The sequence below is a fragment of the Desulfonatronum parangueonense genome (assembly GCF_054656975.1).
Map to the genome: position 1 here is coordinate 2,469,057 of NZ_BAAHXH010000003.1, position 17,812 is coordinate 2,486,868.

Below are 17,812 nucleotides of genomic sequence, written 5' to 3' on the forward strand. Positions count from 1 at the left end.
TCATGTCTGGACATGGGTGGAGGGTCAGGCGGAGCGGTTCGAAGGTTGCCGCGGAACGTGGGTGTTCAGGAAGGAGAATCAGGCGGGTTCAGGAGGGCGCTCGATGAGCATCGAGATGCCCTTGCGGCGGATATCCGGAAAAGGGTCCGGTGCCGCTTCTTTGCGCGGAGTAATGATGATGCTCGTCGCCTTGCCTGCCATGACCACCGGCGCGCACAAGCCGCATGGGCAGAAAACAAGGATGCAGGGACTGCTCTTTGATAATCCCTCTGAATCGGCCTCGGGAGAGCAGCACTCGTCGTAACCATCGTAAAGACCGGAGGAGACGGCGGTGAAGGCAACGGGTGCCCCTGCCAGGGTCAATGCAAGCAGGATGACGAGCAGAAGAGAAGGTGCATGTGGGATGGTGTTGCTGATGGGCGACATATTTGAGAGTAAGATATGCAGGCGTATGGGCTGCCACCGAGCGTATGCAGCCGCGGCCTGATCAGTCAAAACTTGCGAAGTCGGAAGCCAGTTATCTGGGCATGAACCATTTGCCTCATGCCATGCGGCCTCTTCTTCAGGTAAACTAGGCTTCAAAGGTGGTCATAGTCAATATCGTAGCCATCGATTCAAAAACGCCCTGTTCGATCCGCTGATGCGGCACTGGGTGGAGCGGTATCTGGCGTAGCGGGCGATGGGGCTTGCGGGTCAACAGCAGATATGACCCCCGGTCCACCGGAGATCATCGTTGACCATGAAAATCAGGATTGATAATCCAGATTTTCATGGGAACATTGCTGTCCGGTTTTGGGGACCACAATTCCATTGTTTCCCCTTCACTCCATGTCAATCTCCTCCCACCAAATCCGCTCAAACCCCAAACTGACCACCGCATACCCGCGCAGCCGCAAATTCCCATACCGCTGGTTCAATATCTCCATGTTCCGCCCTACCTGGTCCCGGGCTTCGTCCATGGCTTGGCGCATCAACCGCAGACCGCGCAGATCCTCGGCATTCATCCCCAAAGCCCGCTCACCGCTGATTCCGGCATCCTTGAGGGTCACGAACTTGAACTCGATGAGGATATCCAGAATCGTGAACCGCCTGGCATCAGGTCGGATAATCATGGTCAGGTCTGCCCGGCGGCGTTGCAGTTCCGGCTCCGAGTCCATGACGTAGAGGATGTCATTGTACAGCAGGGTCAAAAAGGCCGTCTTCACCGTCAGCTCGTTGGCCCAGCGGTAGTCCGCGGTGTGGAAGACCTTGAAATACTTTTCTTCCACATAAGAGCACAGCGGGGCCATGTCGCCCTTTTGATAGAGTTGCTTGGCGGCGTCCTTGCCCTCGTCACGAAGCATGGGATCAGGCAGGAGCATTTCTGCGATCTGTTCCACGTAAAGCTTGCGCATCACCAAGTTGGGCACCCGGAGGAGCAGCTCACCGTCAGGAGTCTGGCCCTCCAGGGAAAGTACGCCGAAGTAGTACAGCAGGGAAGCCATGAAGGTGTTGTCCTTGCTCTGGTCCCGGAGCATGTCCCGCATCCCGAAGCGATTGGCCAGGCGCTCCACCTGGACCTGGGCGCTCTCAGCCAGGAGATCCAGCAACAACTGCCCGCCACCGGGGAGTTGGGCCAGGTATTCCAGCTTGGACCGGTCCGTGGCCAGATTATCGTCCAACATCTCTCTGGGATAGTTACAGTCCAAGGAAAATATTTTGTAGAAATACAGGGCCAGGGTAGGGTTATACAGTTTGCCGTCATCATCCGGGGAAAACCGATATCCGTTGTACCACGTCCGCATCATTTCCAGAGCCTGCTTTCGCGCTGCCGCATCCAGCTCGCAGGCTTCCGCGACAATATCCATGCCCCGAGCGATTTCTTCTTCCCTGAACCCGCAGAGATCGTTAAGTTGCCGGCGTTGATAGATGTTTTCAGCGATATTGAACCCGCTGGTGATATCGCTCATGACCACCGGCGAAACCCCGGTGATGAAGATCCGGTCGATCAGGCCCTGTCCGGCCAGGGATTTCACGGCCTTGAACAAGGTGCGCAACGGTCCTTCCTCAAAGACCAGGGCCTCGTAGCGCCGCTGGGAGTCCCTCTGGGCGCTCATCATGACTTCGTCGGCAAAGTTGTCGTATTCGTCAATGAGCAGAAAGAGCGGCCGGTCGCTTGCCTGGACTGAGGATGCGAGTGATTCCAGTGAGCTGAGGGCGTTATCCGGGTCAATGTTCACTCCGTGGACGCCATGATCCTGATAGTACTTCAAAAAACTTTCGATCCGAATATTGACATGATCATGCAACGCCCGCCTGATCTGGTCCACCGTTCCCGTGGGGTCCACGCAGGAAAAGTCCAGCTGCAGCATGAACGAGTTGTTGCGCAACGGGGTTGGATTCCGGCCGATGGCCAGGTGGCCGAACATCACGTCAAAAAGATGGGCCGAAGCCAAATCGTAATAGCTGAAAAGGGTGGACAGGAGCAGGCTCTTGCCAAAGCGCCGGGGCCGGATGAAAAGCTGGTATTTCCCGCGTTCCAGCAGGGGAATCCGATCCGTGCGGTCAACATAGAAATAGCCGTTGGTGGCGATATCGCGAAAATTGCTGATGCCGTAGGGGAACTGCATGGTCGCCTCGTGGAGGCTGGTGATTGTGGCTTGAGGTTGAACGTAAATGCAATTTTTCCAAGGGACAAGGTGGAGCGGATGGTGGAAAAGGTGTTGATGCCCACGGGCAGGTGCAGCATGGCCGGCTATTCCAGGTCTGGAAGTTCCTCCCGTGACAGAAGGAGCCTTATGCTGCGTGGTTCGTTGGGCTTCTTCTCGATGAAGCCTTTTTTCGCAAGCTGCACCACCATGCCATGGATGGCGGGAGGCGTGGTCTTGAAATACCTTTGCATGTCGGCCTCTGCCGGTGGATAGCCGTTGAGCTTGGTGTAGTAGTATATGAAAGCCAGATACTGACCCTGTTTGCGCGTGTAGCGGCTTTTCGAATTTGGAGTACACCTTGAGGAAGCTTCTGGAAAGGATATGGTTGACTGGCTGTAGTGGCTTATCCTGAATTTGAACTCTCTGGCGATTCTATCGACCACTTCCATTTGCCTTGCCTTATTGATTGTAAACTCAGCCACTATGGTGTCGGGTTTATCATCTGAAGCATACACGACCACACTTTCTTTATTGTTCGTAAGGTGCCGTGCAGCCCCGTGCATCTCCTCTTTGTCTGTACCTGTTGTGGATGCGCATAATTCCACCTGAACCTTAACGTTCACCCTGATTCACCATCCCTCATATCTTGTGATCTATCGTGTTTTTCTCATACGCAGTGCTCTAACGAAATTACTGGCGTGGTGCCGGGCCAGAGGTAGTATATCCAATTGCACGCGATGGTTGGGATCTTCTTCTGATTGCCACCAGGTGCGTCAACCCGCTCGAATCCATCCTGATATCTGTCTCGCACAAATTATCTTCCGCTTCCGTAACAATCAAGCGAATGCTCTTCCTTGTTCGCTATTGCCAAGAAGATGCTCTCCAGGTTATGGACGACATAAAAATTCCGCTTTACGTAGACGATTCCGTGTACTTTTTTGCCTCGCCGGAGCGTCTTCCTGAATGCCGCCGGGGGGGGCGTCGGGAACTGAGGCGGCCAGGGAAATGTCGTCATCGCTTTCGTGAGGAAAACCCCCATGAGAAAATCAATCCGTACTTTTTCCCTCTTGATCTTCATCATCGTGCTGATCACCGGCTGCGGAGGTGGGAGCGGAGAAGAGTCCGGACACGTCGCCGCCGTTGAGAATTCCCTGATACCCGCCGTGATCAAGGCCGGCGAGGAATCGCCCCTGCTGCACCTGGAAGACAGGATGCGACATTTCAGGGTTCCCGGAGTTGGAATCGCCGTGGTCAACAACGGGGTTGTCGAATGGGCCAAGGGGTATGGGGTGCTCGAGGCCGGAGGAAGCAGGGCGGTCAACTGGCACACCGTTTTCCAGGCCTGTTCGATCAGCAAACCCGTTGCCGTGACCGGGATCATGCTGCTCGCGCAGTCCAGGACCCTGGACATCACCCGCAACGTGAACGACTACCTCACCTCCTGGATTCTTCCCGATACTGTCCACACAATCAGAGAGAAGGCCACGGTGGAGCGGCTGATGTCGCATACCGGGGGGACGAGCGTCGGAGGATTCGACGGATATGCGCCCGGCGAGGCGTTACCGACGATTTTGCAGATTCTCCAGGGCATTTCACCCTCCAACAGCCAGCCCGTTGAAGTGGTCTACGTTCCGGGAACGAAAGGTTCCTACTCGGGTGGGGGAATGGAAGTGCTGCATTTGATGACCCAGGAGGTGACCGGGATGCCTTTGCGTGAATATATGCAGCGTCATCTGTTCACCCCCCTGGGCATGTCCAGGAGCGACTTCGCGCAACCCCTGGAAGGTCCGTTGGCAACCAACGCGGCCAAAGGCCACGACGGGGACGGGAGCGTCGTTCCTGGAGGATGGAATACGTATCCCGAACTCGTTGCCGCCGGCCTCTGGACCACGCCATCCGACCTTGGTCTTCTGCTCGTTGAAATGATCAACGCGGCCAGGGGGCATGGGATCGCATTGGAACAGAAGACAGCGATGAACATCCTGACCCTGAGGCCGAACTCGGAGTTCGGCCTGGGCTTTAAAGTCGAGACCAGGGCCGACGACCTGGTCTTCAAGCATACCGGCGGCAACCGGGGATATAGAACCTATTTCATGGGTTGGCGGGATCGGGGGCAGGGCGTGGTCGTGATGACCAACGGTGAAAGCGGTACCTCGCTGGTGTTCGAGATCGTGAGAAGCGTCGCCAGGGCGTACGGCTGGCCGGACATTGAGGAACCCGAGGAAGCACAGCTCGTGGATGTGCCACGAGCGACCCTGCTGTCATATGTCGGAACGTATGTTGGCACGTACAGACCCACGGGCAATGAGGCCATTGACATGGATTTTCAGGTTTACCTGGAAGATTCCGGCCTGATGCTCCGATTGGCTCATGCCGATGGATCGGGACGAATGGATCTGTATCCGGTGGCGCAGGATGAATTTCTCTTCAGAGGAGACTTTAATGGCACTCTTGTCTTCAGCGTAGACGCCCAAGGCCGGACAACCGGTTTCAGCATTCCCCAGATGTGCGTTACAGCACGAAAAGTGTCGCTCTGATCCCCTCCCGGTAGGGCGTCGCTTGCAGGCCGAATGCAGATTCGATCTTGCTGCTGTCGAAACGATAGTCGAAGCTGGAGGAGCTCAAGGCCACCCCGCTGACAGGATGATGGGGAGGGCGGAGGGGGCGGGGCCAGGGGATCAATGATCCGGAAAAGCAATGCCGTCCAGGTATGCCCGGCAATATTACAGAATGATGGTGGTCGTGTGGCAATTCAATAGCAACTGGAATGAGAGACCGTGTGGCGAAAAAGGCTGGACGTACGGTCTTCGATCGGTCCAAACGTAATACGTCCAGCCGCGACTTTCGCTTTGTCGGCTCCAGCCGCGCCGTTAAGACATACCCAGTTCTATAGAACACTTAATGGCCCGGTGGCCGGATTCACATGCTGGAGATGGATTTAGGCAGCGGCTCGCTCTCTGTGAGCCTGTGCAGCTACGATCCGCCAGAATCGAATTGATCCCTTTTGACCCTGCCCAGGATGTTCAGGCTATTTCGGACACGGTTCGAGTCGGCTACGATGTCCTGATCATCGATTTGACTGATCCACTCCTGCCCCGAAGAGGGCGGAAATCATGATTTGGAGCGTAACCCTCGAGGAGATGGTCAATGAAGGCACAAATTTCGATCATGGTCAAAAGGTCATCAAGATCGCCCAGGAACTCCTGCTTGATGAGGAAGACAGGACAGCCATCAATTCCGATCTGATCTCGGAAAAGATCGATATGGTTTTGGGGATGTTTCCGAAATGGAGTGAAGGGCTGAACAGGGAGCTTGTCGTGAAAGAACTGATCCGCAGGTGCAGCCACTGGATCAGCCGGGATACCCGTCTCGTCAACGAAACCGGCGATGAGGCGTAGACTGGGTGCGAAAAGAAAAAAGCAACCATATCCACGTTTCCTGCGCCATCATCGAGCATGGCGGTCTGGTTCTGGCGGCCAGGCGCGGGTTGTTCATGCGTCTGCCTCTGAAGTGGGAGTTTCCTGGGGGCAAGATCAGCCCTGAAGAAGACCAGCGGACCTGCCTGCTTCGGGAAGTCCAAGAGGAACTGGATATGGTCGTGACGATCAACACGGCCCTTCCTCCGGTGAGCCATCGCTACACCTTCTTTGGGGTGACCCTTCATCCCTATATCTGCTACCGTTGGATCGAGCCGATTCACGTTGACCGAGCATGACCAGGCGGCCTAGCTGCTGCCAGAAGAACTGCCCGGCCAGGATTGGGCCGAGGCGGACGTGCCCGTGCTGCTTGCCTACCTTTCCTGGTTACGGGGAATGTTGTTGCGAGTGGCCGCAACTTTGCAGCCAAGATTATCATGAGGCTGAAACCATCCTTCAACATCCCCAAACCTCGATCTCCCATCCTCCATACCGCTCCCGCCGCTTCCAGATCCGTTCTTCCCAGCTCATGTCCGGGTCGCGGTGAAAGATGACCAGGTGGGCTTCTTCCGAGCCAACCTTGTCCGCGTAGTCAGCGGTCTGCTCCAGGCCCTCGGCCAGAGTGGATTCCAGGCTTTTCCGGGCATGGAGCAGTTTCAGTTCAATGACCACCCGCTGCACAGGGCCGAAAAAGCCGGCGGCTTTGTCCAGGGGCCATTCCAGAAACAGATCCGTGCGGCGACGACCCAAGCCGAATTCCCGGTTCAACCGACCGCCACCGTTGAGGATGCGCTGCAGGAACGCCTGGAGCAGCAGTTGCGGGCCGGCCTCCTTGTACTCGAAACGCTCCACCCAGCTTTCGCCATTTTCACGGAAAAACTGCTGAAACGCGGCAAGGAGCTTGCCCATGTCCAGACGGTGATCCGGAGTCAGGTACCAGGCCAGTTCCTGATTGGCGATCATGGTTTGGGTGGACCAGGTCAGCTCGCGGGGGATGATCTCCTGGTAAATGCGATTGCTGACGGCGAGATGGGGACGAATGCGGATCAGTCCCAGGTCTTCGACATACTGCAAATCGTCGTCGGGCATCTGCATCCCGGTCTGTTCCGTGGAGAGCAGGGCCGCGACCACGGTGCGCACCCGCGGCTCCTTGAGCTTGTCAGCCAACTGATCCAGGTGCGTGGCTCGGGACAGAATCAGCCGCTCCCGACCGGCGCGGTAGTCCTCCAGGGTGATGGTGCGAGTCCGATCCCGGGCGGACTTGTCCTTCCAGGTCGTCTCGTGCCCCAGGGCGTTGACCAGCCAAGGCTGGCCACGGGTGTCCAGCCACAATTCCTCGAAAATTTCCGGAGCAAAGATCTGGCCCGTGGCCTCGGTATGCTGTCGCCACAAGGTCCGGACTTCCTCCTCCGTGAAATTGCCCATGCGAAGTGACTCGGCCTTGATGTTGAAGGCACTGCCGCCGGTGATAATCTCCTTTCCCGTGCCATGCATTCGGTAATCCCGTACGTCCCGCACCCCGCAAAGAACGATGCTCTGGGGAAAGGCGGCGGGACGCTGGGCGTATCCGGCCCGAATCTGCCGCAGCAGAGAGATCAGGGTGTCGCCGATCAGGGCATCCACCTCGTCCAAGAGAAGAACCACTGGCTTGGATGAAATTTGCGACCAATGCTCCAGCAGGCTCGTGAGTTGGTCATGGACCACCGTGTTCCGGCCCTCTCCCTCAAGCCAATCCTTGATTCGCTCATCCTTCAGGTGGTTGTGTACACCCCGTGAAATTGCGCTGCACACCGCCGGAATCCCCTTGGTCTCGTCACCCCGCGCGGCCTGGGCCCCCTCGATGTTTGCGTAGGAGCAGTCAAACCGACCTTCCTGATTCAATTCGGACATGATGGCCAAAAGTGTACTTGTCTTGCCTGTCTGACGCGGAGCGTGGAGGACGAAATAGCGCTTGGTCCGGATCAAGTGATTGACTTCTTGCCAATCCACGCGGTGGAGCGGGGGCAGGGAATAGTGATCGGCAGGGTCGATGGGTCCGGATGTGTTGAAGAATTTTTCCATGAGTGCTCCTTGGCCGAGGCGGCTGAGGGACAGTTGTTGACTGATTTCATGTGGACCGCAACAGGCATGGAATGGGACAGAATGCCATGCTCGATCCATTCCTGAGAAGGCTGGAACGCCCGATACCTCCTCGCTTGAGAGTGCGAACGATTCACCATCCCAGCATTCCAGCATCCCTAACACCCCCAGACCTCGATCTCCCATGCTCCATGCCGTTCCCGCCGCTTCCAGATCCGCTCTTCCCAGCTCATCTCCGGGTCGCGGTGAAAGATGACCAGGTGGGCTTCTTCCGAGCCGACCCGGTCGGCGTAGTCGGCGGTCTGCTCCAGGCCCTCGGCGAGAGTGGTTTCCAGACTTTTCCGGGCATGGAGCAGTTTCAGTTCGATGACCACCCGCTGCACGGGCCCGAATAAGCCGGCGGCTTCGTCCAGGGGCCATTCCAAAAACAGGTCCGTGCGGCGGCGTCCCAGGCCGTACTCCCGGCTCAGCCGCCCCCCGCCGTTGACGATGCGCTGCAGAAAGGCCTGCATCAGCAGTTGCGGACCGGCCTCTTTGTAGTTGAAACGCTCCAGCCAGATGTCGGAGTTCTCCCGGAAGAAACGCTGAAATGCGGCCAGGAGCCCATCCATGTCCAGCCGGTGATCCGGCCCCACATACCAGGCCCGGTTCTGCTCGATGACCATCTGGCTGCCCCAGGACAGCTCCCGGGGGATAACCTCCCGGTAGATGGCGTTGGAAATCTCCAATCGACCATTGATCTCCCGGCGCAGCAGGCCCAGGTCCAACACGTAATCCACGTCGTCGGGCTGCATCCCCTCTTCGGAGCGACCCTGAAGGAAGGGAGAAATGACTGCCCGTACCCGCGGTTCCTTGAGCTTGTCCGCCAACTGATCCAGATGCGTGGCCCGGGACAGGATCAGTCGCTCCCGGCCGGCCCGGTAGTCCTCCAGTGTGATGGCGCGCGTCCGGTCCCGGGCTTCCCTGTTTTCCCAGGTCACTTCATAACCCAGGGCGTTGACCAGCCAGGGTTGGCCCATGGTGTCCAGCCACAGTTCGTCGAAAATCTCCGGAGCAAATACCTGACCCGTGGCTTCCATGTGCTGTTGCCACAAGGCCACGACTTCCTCCTGAATGAAATTGCCCATGCGCAAAGATTTTGCCTTGATGTTGAAGGCGCTGCCGCCTGTGATGATCTCTTCCCCCGCGCCGTGCATCCGGTAATCGCGTACGTCTCGCACCCCGCAAAGAACGATGCTCTGGGGGAAGGCGGCGGGACGCTGGGCGTATCCGGCCCGGATCTGCCGCAGCAGGGAGATCAGGGTATTGCCGATCAGGGCGTCCACCTCGTCCAGGAGCAGGACCACCGGCTTGGACGAGATTTGCGACCAACGCTCCAGCATCTGGCGCAAGAGATCGGGGGCCGGTTGCTCGCGACCCGTGGAATTCAACCAGTCAAAGACTTCGGGCTGGTTCAGATAAAGACGGATAGACCCGGCTATGGCGCTGCAGGCTGTGACAATCCCCTTGGTCTCGTCCCCCCGGGCTGCCTGGGCCCCCTCGATGTTGGCGTAGGTGCAGTCAAAGCGACCTTCCCGGTTCAACTCGGCCATGATGGCCAAAAGCGTACTCGTCTTGCCGGTCTGACGCGGTGCGTGTAGGACGAAATAGCGTTCCGAGCGGATCAGGTGGTTGACTTCATCCCAGTCCACCCGGTGCAGGGGCGGAATGTTGTAATGGTGTTCGGGCTTGATGGGGCCGGATGTATTGAAGAACTTTTCCATGGAAGCTCCTTGGCCGAAGCGGCTGAGGGATGACGACTTCCTGCTCATGCCCATGATCAATTAAAGATGTCGAATAGATGAAGATCGCGGACATGTCCCGCGCAGATTGTTGGACTTTAGGAGCAATTCCCGTCAGGAGCAAGATGACGTGGAATCTTCGATGCACAATCGTCACGGTGACAACATGAAGTATTCATTTGGATGAGCCATGGTGTAGCGGCAACAAGCTGGAATAATACTGATGAAGGCTGTGCCGTTGAGACTTTTCCCAATGGTCAGGCTCGAAAATAACGAGATATTTGCTATTGACGTCTTGACGTCGAACATGCAGGAGGATGGATGATGACGTTGCCGTGCGGGGTGGATGGGGTGCTCTTTGATTTCGGCGGGGTGCTGGCTGAGGAAGGTTTTTTTCAGGGATTGTGCGCCGTTGCCGAGGAAAACGGCCGAAACGGGATGGATTTTTTCGGCCAGGTCAGTCAAGCTATTTTTGAATCGGGCTATCTTGAGGGACGCATCGACGAGGCGGCATTCTGGATTGCTCTCGAGGCTCGCGTCGGCTTGCCCGCGCCGGTAGACACGATCAGGAAAAACATTCTGGAGCGGTTCGTCCCACGGCCCTGGATGCTTCAAATCGTACGGCTTCTTGATGCCTCCGGGATCCGGGTGGCCATCCTCAGCGACCAGACCAACTGGCTGGAGGAGTTGGATCAGCGGTATGGATTTTATCAGTTCTTCGAGCAGGTTTTCAACAGTTACCGGCTGGGGCTGAGCAAGTACCGACCGGAAACCTTCCAGCGCGTCCTGGCGGAACTCGATCTGGCTCCAGAACGCACCCTGTTTGTGGACGACAACGCAGGGCATGTGCAACGGGCCGCTGGTCTGGGCTTGCAAACGATCCACTTTACGGGTCGAGCCGATTTTATGTTCCGGATGCGTCAGATTTGTCCCGGATTGGCTCAGGAATTTCACGCATAATTGGAAACGCCTGCCAATCGTTGCGGAGACATGCTCAGATAACGCCAGATACCGTCAGATACCGAATTCTAGTGTCACGAATCATGGGGGGAAGGCTGAGCCGTCTGCCCCGGCAGCAGCGGCGGCATCGGGCATTCCAGAGCGTCGCAGACGGCTCGCAGCACTTCCGCCTGGGGGATGCTGACCATCCCGTCCGCCACGATCACTTCGGAGCAGGCCGTGATCAGATCCCGCTTGGATGATTCCCGGAGTCGGTTCAGTTTTTCCAGGGCCCGGTCCAGAGCTTGGATGCCGCATTCTTTCCTGGATCGCAGTTCGAGGCCGGGCAGGCGCAGTTCCTCTGTTCCCTTGGCAAAGGCCATGGCCACGTCTTCAGGCTTGGCGCCCACATGGGCCAGGGCCGAGAGAATCAGCGATATTTCGAATGCCGCCTGATGCAGGGCCACATGGCCGAACACGTGCGACTTCCGGTTTTCAAAGGAGGGTTCAAGATGGCGCAGCACGGCATGGTGCACGGCCCATTCAAAAAGCCCCACCCGCCCATCGGCCCTGATCATCGCCTGCAGCGTGTTCTGGAAGACGGGGTAACGATCAAAAGGCATCCGGCGCAGGGCGGGGAAGCACAGGTCCAGCAGCGGCAAACGCAGTTCCGGCCGTACATTCGCGGCAGCGAAATTGAGGACGTCCTGTTTGAGGACCGTTCCGAATCCGGCTCCAATGGCATCCAGCTGCTTTTCGACCACGACTTGGTTCTTGTCCAGGAGCAGCGCAAATACAACAGCGAAGACGTGGACCGGATCGTGAGCGGCTTCCACAAGATGCGGAGGAATTCGGCGTTTAAGCAGTTGGGCGTGGACCACATGGGCCTCGTCCAACTGCCCCACCGTGGCGGTCAATTCCGCGGCTCGGGGAGTTCTGGCCGCGTCTGCCGGATCGGCGGAGGCGGCCGGGGCCAAACCGGAGAAGGCGAAATCCTCTCGCTGTGCATGCCGGTCGTTCCGGGCATCCGGTGAAACATGCTCGGTCAGGACCGGATATGTCCCATCCCAGCGCGGATCCACCCGCCGGATGCGTTCCTCCAGGGGTGGATGGGTGGCGAACAGGGAATTCATGAACCCTCCCACGCCCTGGGCGAAAAACATGTGGCTGGCCTGGGCCGCATTTTGGTGTTCCAGCCGCGATCCCTGAGACAGGGCGCCGATCTTTTTCAGCACGCCGGCCATGGCCTGGGCATCCCTGGTGAACTGCACGGCCGAGGCGTCGGCGAGGTACTCACGCTGCCTGGAAATCGCAGCCTTGATCATGCTGCCGAAAAACATGCCCAGGGAACCGGCAATGATGAACCCAACGCCGGCCAACAGGGGCAATGCGGACGCCTTGCGATCCCTGGAACGCCCTCCGCTATAAACGGCCATGCGCAGCATCATCCGTCCGGCCAGACCGAGAATGATCAGGCCGTGGATCACGCTCATCAAACGAATGTTCAATCGCATGTCGCCGTTCAGGATATGGCTGAACTCGTGGCCGATCACGGCCTGCAGTTCCGAACGGCTCAAGAGCCTGGCGCTGCCGTTGGTCAGCCCGATAACGGCGTCTCCGGGCGTCTGCCCCGCGGCAAAGGCGTTGATGCCGCTTTCCTGGTCGAGAAAATAGACCGGTGGAACCGGCACGCCGGAAGCAATGGCCATCTCCTCAACCACGTTCAGGACCTTGCGTTCATCCGGATTGCGGCTGTCCGGGGCGAGGAGGCGACCGCCCAGCAATTCGGCAACGGCTGCTCCGCCCCGGCGCAACTGGGCCATCTTGAACAGGGTGCCGGATCCGATGATGAAAAGGATGATCACGCCCAGCAGGATCAGGAATTCGATCATGCCGAGAAAATCCCGCCATGCCGCAGCCACTGTCGGCGCCTCGACCATCAGCAGCAGAAACACCAGCAGGTAGACCGTGAGCACGATTCCTGCCGTAGCCACAATAAACAGCACGACCATCAAGCCGCTTCTACGGCGGGCCCTTTCCTGGCTCTCGAAGAAATCCATGACTTTGTCGGAAATATGGGTTTCGATACAATTGACGCTAGAACTGCACTTTCGGCGCTTCACGGAATTCACTGCCATCAAACTCCAGCAGGGCGGCGCGCTCAAAGCCGAACATTCCGGCGAACATGTTCTGCGGAAATGATTCCCGGTAGATATTGTAGGTCATCACATTGTCATTGAAAGCCTGGCGGGCGAAGGCCACCTTGTTTTCCGTGCTGGTCAGCTCCTCGGTCAGCTGCATCATGTTCTGGTTGGCCTTCAGGTCCGGATAGTTCTCCACCAGGGCGAACAGTCGTCCAAGCGCTCCGGAGAGCATGCCTTCCGCTCCGGCCAGACCGGCCATGGCCGTGGCCTGTCCGGGATTGGCCGCCGCGGCTTGCATGGCCCCATGAGCCTGATTGCGCGCCATGATCACCGCTTCCAGGGTGCCCCGTTCATGCGCCAGATACGCCTTGGCCGTTTCCACCAGATTTGGGATCAAATCGTAGCGTCGCTTGAGCTGCACATCGATCTGGGCAAAGGCGTTCTTGTACCGGTTTCGCAAGGTGACCAGCCGGTTGTAGATGCCGACGATCAGGAATCCAAGGGCGACAAGTACGACGAGTACGACCAGCACCACGATCAACGAATTGGACATGACGATTCTCCTGTTTGAGGGCGAAAAGGAGGGGAGGTGACCAAGTTGCTGCTTCGAACGAGTTTTTGAAGTTGTTCAAAACGCCGGGCTTGTCAACGGTTGCTGTAAAACGACCACAGTAAACAACCCTTGCCCGTCACAGCCAGTTTTCGGCGTTCAACTCCCTGATCCTGATGAAATGTCTTGTGTTTCCGGTTATCAGGGTGAAATCCTCCGCAATGGCCGTCGCGGCGATCTGGAGGTCCGCAAGATCCAGCGGTTGGCCTATGCGCTCCAGTTCCGCCCGGATGCGTCCGCAAACATAAGCGGCCTTTGCGTCAAAATTGACGACATTCACGGAAGGCAACAGGACTTTCTCCAGATTGCCAAGGTGGTATGCGGGTCGAGTGCTCTTCATCGCGCCGTAAACGATCTCCGTCACGGTTACGCTGGAAATGTATTGTTGGTTCCTCGGCACCACGGCAAGGCGTTGGAGCAAGATTTGAGAGGGGTGTTTTTTCAGGACATTGGTGATGACGTCGGTGTCAAAGAGAAACATCGGTTCGTGTTCCTGAATCGTTTCGCACCTGGTGCAGGTCTTCGATCTGCTCCCCCACCTCCTCGAAATCCTTCCATTTGCCGGCAATGGACGCGAGCCCTTCACGTTGTTCGTGCTGTTCGATGACACGCAGGTCTTCGAGACTGACCAGGGCGGCAACAGGTTTGTTTCTTTTGGTAATGATGAAGCGCTCCCCGGCATAGGCACTTTTGGCGATAAATTCCGACAGATGACCTTTTATTTCAGCCACAGACACTTCCGGCATAATTAATACCTCCTCAAAATGGTCATAATGACCTTTAGGCAAACAATATCAACGGCGAACCTCAAAATCAAGTTCGGTAGCGATTCGGTGTGAACTTGCCATGGAGGTCATGGAGCAGTTTGATCAAGCGCTACGCCGGGTCTTCAGTCTGTTCTGACCGAATTTCGCCGAACGCATGTTCATTCAGTGGGAGACGAGGGACCTTGTGCCCAGTCATTCGGTTGGAAAATCTGGGTGGAGGCCAGGGGCTGTCAAGATGGACAATGTCTTTATTCGAGAACATATTGCTCCAGGAACGATCGCAGCCCTTCCACGTACACCGCTCCGGAGCTCAGAAAGCCCCTGTTGTGGCCCCCGGAGATTTCCAAAAACATCTTCGGTTCCGGTGCGGCTGCGTACAAGGCCTGCCCATGGGCGAAGGGGATCAATTCATCCTCGGGACTGTGCACCACCAGCACGGGCGCCCGCACATCGCTTACTCGAGCCAGGGAATTGTAGTTGTATTTCGCCAGCCAGCGCACCGGCAGGAACGGGTAGAGTCTGGCGGCCATGTCCGGCAACGAGGTAAAGGCGGATTCGATGATCAATGCCCCCACAGGTTGGCTGGAGGCCAGATAGGTGGCCACGGCCCCGCCCAGGGATCGTCCGAAAATGATAATCCGTTCCGGAGCAACACCCTTTTCCGCAAGAAGAAACTTCCAGGCAGCCCGGACATCCTGATATGTGCCGCTTTCACTGGGTTGACCTTCGCTCCGGCCGAAGCCCCGGTAGTCAAAGATCAGCACGGATAGCCCCAGGTCGCGGAAGATTCGGATGGAATCCAGCCGGTGTCCGATGTTTCCGGCGTTGCCGTGGCAGAATAAGACCACGCCCCGGGCGTTTTCCACGGGAACGAACCAGGCGTGAATGTTCACGCCGTCCTGCGTGCGCAGGGTCAGGTCGTCGAATTCCCAGCCGTGGTCCGCCGGATTCTGTGTGATTTCGGCAACAGGATAATAAATCAGCGCATCCTGGCGCAGATACACCAGTCCTGTCAGCCCCAGATAGAGCAAAACCGCGACAACGGCGATGGAAACTGTGGTATACATGGTTGACTGGAATCTCCTGGTAAACGACTCAGCACACGTTCTGTTTTACGCACTTCCTCCGGTTATCGGCATCGGGGTCGAAAACGGTTTCCAAAACTGTATATGACTTCGCTTCCGATACCGATTTTGATGACAAACTCGGCAACCGCAAGGTGATGAATAGGTACTCTCCCGGAATCTATCAAGGCGGAATTCACTTCATCGTAACTGCTCAAAGGTCGGACGATGAGATTCACCGTGCAAGGAGTTGCATTGGGATGAAGTTTCGTGATTCAGCTACTGGGGCCACGCTCCGGTCGGAACTATGTCCTGAGTGCGTTACACCGCTGCCGCACTGGGGTGCGGCGCTCCCTGGATTTAACCGTTGATTGCCACAAGTTTTTGAGCAGTTACAGTTCATCTCTTCTGCATCAATCACAGGCCTTCTGGGGAAAGGCCTGCCTCAACTCGGCAAAGTCCAGTCGCTTCGCCCAGTGATCTGAGCAAAGACCGAACAGCTTCATTGCGAGATTTTCAGCCCGCTCAAAAAGACGTTCCCTGTTCACCTTGTGAAAGGCAGTCCAGACTGTGGGTATCGCGGCTGCCTCGCCTGGAAGAAAACCGGCTTCCTCGTCCAGTTGAACATAGCATAAATTTCGAAGAGCCGAGAGATTCAATGCCGGAGGCCAATGGCACAAGCTCAGCAGCCTGTGTGCAAAACGGCCCATCACAAGCCGGTTTACCAGCAACTGGTTGCTCAGAGCGGTGCGAACGTCGCTGGATCGCAGACCGGATTGCCCGGTCAGAATGTGCAGAACCTGGACCCGGTCGGCCAAAAATGGCGCAATGATGTTCGGATAATGGCTTGTCGGGTTGACGAGCCGGTCGAGACCGGTTTCCAGAAGGCGGTGCAAAGATCTGGTGGCGCCTGTGGAAGGCTGGCCGGGACGTCTCCCGGAAAGGGCGTGAATCACCGGATGGAAGGTCGCATCCAGAGCGACATGGGACAGGTACCCCAGGACAAAGGCCTGATCCCTCCCGGAAGCGTCTTCGCCGGCCTGGACGACCATGGAACTGAAGGCCTCGGCCCGCATGCCAGGATCGGACCCATGCAGAATCCTGGCCATGCGTCGGCCGCGAACGCGGCTGTGGTAGAAAAACGCATCCGGAATAATTGATCCCAGTGAGAAAAGTTGAGGCTGGCTCAAAATCAGCTTGGTCGAGGAATGGGGGAGGTCGTCAGTTTGCAAGCGTGTCACAAGACGCTGTGCGAACCAGAGATGGGTGTTTTCCTTGGGCATTGACCGTCCGATGCAGGTGTGTATTTATGGAAGGCGTCAAAAAATCCTAGACAATAGATAATAGGTAAGCAAGCCCGCTCCCAGCGGGCCGTAGATGAACAGTCACGGCAGGCAATTCGCGCCTTTCTTCCGGACAAGCAGGCCGAAAACAACACCTCCAGCCAGAATGGAAATCAAGATGATCAGAGTCGAAGACATGCCGTTTCCTCCTTCCATTCTTTGGTCCGCGGAAGCCATTCAAGGCAACGATTCTTGATCAACGCCGCCCAGCGTGCTGAGTAGTTACAACCAACCTAAGGCATTTCAGGTTGTTCGACGAAAAATGTCCTGAGAAGTAACACCGACTTGTTGACAAAAGCGAGTCCTTGCTGATAATATGAATCATTCATTTTTGAAGACTGTTTCCACTCCCGTGGTCACCTTTATCCCAGGAGGTATTGTCATGAGCTGCGAAGTCAACGCCCACCATCACCACCATCCCATCGAACATGCCAAGATCGGCCGAAAGGTTTGTGATTTCACGCTGGAAACGTATGATCCCCGTGAAGGTTCGTTTGGCACGATCAATCTGGAAAAGCTCCAGCAGGACGGAAAGTGGACCATCCTTTTTTTCTATCCGGCTGACTTCACTTTTGTCTGCCCCACGGAGCTGGCCGATCTGGCCGAGAAGCACCAGGCGCTTGAACAATTGGGATGTGAAGTGATTGCCGTATCCACGGACACGAAATTCGCGCACTTGGCTTGGCGCAACAGCGAGAAGCTTCTGGAGAACGTCAAATACGTCATGGCCGCGGATCCCAATGCCGCACTGTCCCGATACTTCGGGGTATATGACTGTGAAACAGGTCTGGACCTGCGGGGGACGTTCATCATCAATCCCGACGGGGTCTTGGTCTCTTCGGAAATCAATTTCTACAACGTGGGACGAAACTGCGACGAGTTGCACCGCAAGATGGAGGCCAACATCCACCTTCGGGAAAATCCCCAGGAAGCCTGTCCGGCCAAGTGGACCAAAGGCGCCAAGACCCTCACCCCGTCGGAAAAACTGGTGGGCAAGGTCTATGAGTCCCTTCAGGAATAAATAAAATCACAACATAAA

The 17,812-nt window shown here is 56.9% G+C and carries 16 protein-coding genes; 5 read left to right on the forward strand and 11 right to left on the reverse strand.

The window, feature by feature from the left end; translation table 11 throughout:
* Positions 1-78: 78 nt before the first annotated feature.
* From ACYQ15_RS11350 to ACYQ15_RS11360, 3 genes are all read right to left on the reverse strand, one after another.
* Entirely contained in the window at positions 79-426 is a 348-nt protein-coding gene (locus ACYQ15_RS11350) for a hypothetical protein (protein WP_459937623.1), read from the reverse strand.
* Positions 427-821: 395 nt separating this feature from the next.
* On the reverse strand, positions 822-2,609 hold the full coding sequence (locus ACYQ15_RS11355) for an AAA family ATPase (RefSeq protein WP_459937624.1): 1,788 nt from the start codon (positions 2,607-2,609) through the stop codon (positions 822-824).
* A gap of 125 nt (positions 2,610-2,734) precedes the next feature.
* Positions 2,735-3,253, reverse strand: a complete 519-nt coding sequence (locus tag ACYQ15_RS11360) for a LexA family protein (RefSeq protein WP_459937625.1) — start codon at positions 3,251-3,253, stop codon at positions 2,735-2,737.
* 414 nt (positions 3,254-3,667) lie between these two features.
* On the opposite strand from ACYQ15_RS11360, the gene ACYQ15_RS11365 reads away from it, so the two are divergent.
* The 3 genes from ACYQ15_RS11365 (at position 3,668) to ACYQ15_RS11375 (ending at position 6,345) form a co-directional block, all read left to right on the forward strand.
* Positions 3,668-5,167 carry a serine hydrolase gene (locus ACYQ15_RS11365; RefSeq protein ID WP_459937626.1) on the forward strand — a complete coding sequence of 500 codons (1,500 nt, stop codon included), beginning with the start codon at positions 3,668-3,670 and terminating at the stop codon, positions 5,165-5,167.
* A gap of 576 nt (positions 5,168-5,743) precedes the next feature.
* Positions 5,744-6,028 carry a hypothetical protein gene (locus ACYQ15_RS11370; protein ID WP_459937627.1) on the forward strand — a complete coding sequence of 95 codons (285 nt, stop codon included), beginning with the start codon at positions 5,744-5,746 and terminating at the stop codon, positions 6,026-6,028.
* Positions 6,029-6,033: 5 nt separating this feature from the next.
* Positions 6,034-6,345 carry an NUDIX domain-containing protein gene (locus ACYQ15_RS11375; protein ID WP_459937628.1) on the forward strand — a complete coding sequence of 104 codons (312 nt, stop codon included), beginning with the start codon at positions 6,034-6,036 and terminating at the stop codon, positions 6,343-6,345.
* 157 nt (positions 6,346-6,502) lie between these two features.
* On the opposite strand, the gene ACYQ15_RS11380 is transcribed toward ACYQ15_RS11375, so the two are convergent.
* Both ACYQ15_RS11380 and ACYQ15_RS11385 read right to left on the reverse strand, forming a co-directional pair.
* Positions 6,503-8,107 (reverse strand): AAA family ATPase, encoded by a 1,605-nt coding sequence (locus ACYQ15_RS11380; RefSeq protein WP_459937629.1) that lies wholly within the window; start codon positions 8,105-8,107, stop codon positions 6,503-6,505.
* 176 nt (positions 8,108-8,283) lie between these two features.
* Positions 8,284-9,888, reverse strand: coding sequence for an AAA family ATPase (locus ACYQ15_RS11385; RefSeq protein ID WP_459937630.1), 1,605 nt, complete (start codon positions 9,886-9,888; stop codon positions 8,284-8,286).
* Between the two features lie 339 nt (positions 9,889-10,227).
* Between ACYQ15_RS11385 and ACYQ15_RS11390 the strand changes: the two genes are divergently transcribed.
* Entirely contained in the window at positions 10,228-10,866 is a 639-nt protein-coding gene (locus ACYQ15_RS11390) for an HAD family hydrolase (protein WP_459937631.1), read from the forward strand.
* A 74-nt stretch (positions 10,867-10,940) separates the two neighbouring features.
* On the opposite strand, the gene ACYQ15_RS11395 is transcribed toward ACYQ15_RS11390, so the two are convergent.
* The 6 genes from ACYQ15_RS11395 to ACYQ15_RS11420 form a co-directional block, all read right to left on the reverse strand.
* A complete protein-coding gene (locus tag ACYQ15_RS11395; protein WP_459937632.1) occupies positions 10,941-12,905 on the reverse strand; it encodes a M48 family metallopeptidase in 1,965 nt (654 codons plus the stop codon).
* 37 nt (positions 12,906-12,942) lie between these two features.
* Positions 12,943-13,542, reverse strand: a complete 600-nt coding sequence (locus ACYQ15_RS11400) for a LemA family protein (protein ID WP_459937633.1) — start codon at positions 13,540-13,542, stop codon at positions 12,943-12,945.
* Between the two features lie 136 nt (positions 13,543-13,678).
* On the reverse strand, positions 13,679-14,080 hold the full coding sequence (locus tag ACYQ15_RS11405; protein ID WP_459937634.1) for a type II toxin-antitoxin system VapC family toxin: 402 nt from the start codon (positions 14,078-14,080) through the stop codon (positions 13,679-13,681).
* Complete coding sequence (locus ACYQ15_RS11410; RefSeq protein WP_459937635.1) at positions 14,067-14,345, reverse strand: type II toxin-antitoxin system Phd/YefM family antitoxin; 279 nt, start codon at positions 14,343-14,345, stop codon at positions 14,067-14,069. Before ACYQ15_RS11410 ends, ACYQ15_RS11405 begins: the two co-directional genes overlap by 14 nt.
* Before the next feature lie 269 nt (positions 14,346-14,614).
* On the reverse strand, positions 14,615-15,433 hold the full coding sequence (locus ACYQ15_RS11415) for an alpha/beta hydrolase (RefSeq protein WP_459937636.1): 819 nt from the start codon (positions 15,431-15,433) through the stop codon (positions 14,615-14,617).
* 410 nt (positions 15,434-15,843) lie between these two features.
* A complete protein-coding gene (locus ACYQ15_RS11420) occupies positions 15,844-16,713 on the reverse strand; it encodes a zinc dependent phospholipase C family protein (protein ID WP_459937637.1) in 870 nt (289 codons plus the stop codon).
* Between the two features lie 442 nt (positions 16,714-17,155).
* Between ACYQ15_RS11420 and ACYQ15_RS11425 the strand changes: the two genes are divergently transcribed.
* Positions 17,156-17,794 carry a peroxiredoxin gene (locus tag ACYQ15_RS11425; RefSeq protein ID WP_459937638.1) on the forward strand — a complete coding sequence of 213 codons (639 nt, stop codon included), beginning with the start codon at positions 17,156-17,158 and terminating at the stop codon, positions 17,792-17,794.
* Positions 17,795-17,812: the final 18 nt, after the last annotated feature.